Below are 1,462 nucleotides of genomic sequence, written 5' to 3'. Positions count from 1 at the left end.
GCCGATTCCTTGCGAGTGCTGTATGTCCACAGTGAGACCCGTCAGGCACTGATCTTAATTGCTCACCACCTAGTGATTGATGGCGTATCGTGGCGAATTTTAGTCGATGACTTACTGCAAGGAATTGAACAGGCCGCCGCTGGCAAGTCGATTGCGCTGGCGTTAAAGAGCCATAGTTATCAATATTGGGCGCAGCAGATCCAAACTTATCCAAGTAGTCATCAAAGTGAATTTGAACTTTGGCAAAACCAGCACAGCGATGCGCTTGCATTGCCAAACTTTGTCGCTGAAGGCGATGACACCATGCACAGTGCCCAAACCATTCAAGTGGCACTGAGTGAAGAGCAAACACAAGCGTTATTATCACAGGCGCAGCGTCCATATCGCACGCATATTGACGAATTATTGTTGGCGTCATTAAGTGTGGCCCTTAAACAGTGGACTGGCAGTAACGAAGCACAGGTATTTTTAGAAGGCCACGGCCGTGAACCGTGGCAATCTCAGCTTGATTTAAGCCGCACCTTGGGGTGGTTCACCGCACTTTACCCGGTGAAATTGACCAGCCACCATGAAATCGCAGACACCATTATTGCCACCAAAGAGCGTTTACGTGCCGTTGGCAGCAGTATTGCCGCGCAAAACCCACTCAGTGCGGATATCGCCATCAATGGCGCAATCCAAAATGGGGTGCTGAACTTGGCCATCACCTACAGTGGTGCCTGTTTAGAGCAGTCTGATATGGCGGAGTTTGCCCAGCGCCTCGAACAGGCGTTGACACAGGTGATAGCGCACTGCAGTGACGCCAATACACGTTTGACCCCTGCGGATGTACCGCTGTTATCCTTGAGCCAAACAGAGCTAGATGCGCTGCCTATTGCACAGCAAACCGTGTCCAGCATTTATCCGCTCTCAGCCATGCAGCAGGGCATGATGTTCCACTCGATGGTTGAGCAAAGTGCCGCGTATTTAAATCAGTTGCGACTCGATATCAGTCGACTGAGCAGTTGGCCCACTCAATTTTAGAGCAAGGCTTTGCGGTGACCGAAGAGGTGGGCTTAATGTCATTCACTCTAGTTCAGCAAGGGCCACAGCAGCATCACTTTATTTGGACCTATCACCATATGCTGCTCGATGGCTGGAGTAGCACCGCGGTGTTGGCTGAAGTCATGATGGCATATCAAGGCCAAGCCTTGCCACAGCCTGGGGGCCAGTATCAAGATTATCTTGCATATCTAGCCATGCAAGATGACGCGGCGGGTGATGACTATTGGCAGACTAGACTTGCACAGTTAAACGACGCATCTTATCTGAGTGAACTGCAAAATCGTGATGCATTGGATAGCAACCTAGGTTATGCACAGCACACATTACAGCTTGATGAGCAGCAAGCGGCGCAATTACAGCGTTTTGCACAGCAACAGCAGATCACTGTCAACACCGTACTGCAGGGCGCGTGGTCACT

At 50.7% G+C, this 1,462-nt stretch carries 2 protein-coding genes; both read left to right on the top strand.

Features of this window, described 5'->3' with window-relative positions; all coding sequences use genetic code 11:
- The coding region (locus tag MHN81_RS28020; RefSeq protein ID WP_239427384.1) for a condensation domain-containing protein at positions 1–1,023 on the top strand (1,023 nt) is incomplete at its 5' end.
- A 14-nt stretch (positions 1,024–1,037) separates the two neighbouring features.
- Positions 1,038–1,462, top strand: a 425-nt coding sequence (locus MHN81_RS28015; protein ID WP_343224751.1) for a condensation domain-containing protein, incomplete at its 3' end; no start/stop codon positions are given.

The organism is Pseudoalteromonas sp. Of7M-16, assembly GCF_022347805.1.
In the GTDB taxonomy this organism is placed as follows: Bacteria; Pseudomonadota; Gammaproteobacteria; order Enterobacterales; family Alteromonadaceae; genus Pseudoalteromonas; species Pseudoalteromonas luteoviolacea_F.
The sequence above is the reverse complement of the archived record's forward strand: the minus strand, read 5'-3'. Positions and strand labels throughout refer to the sequence as shown.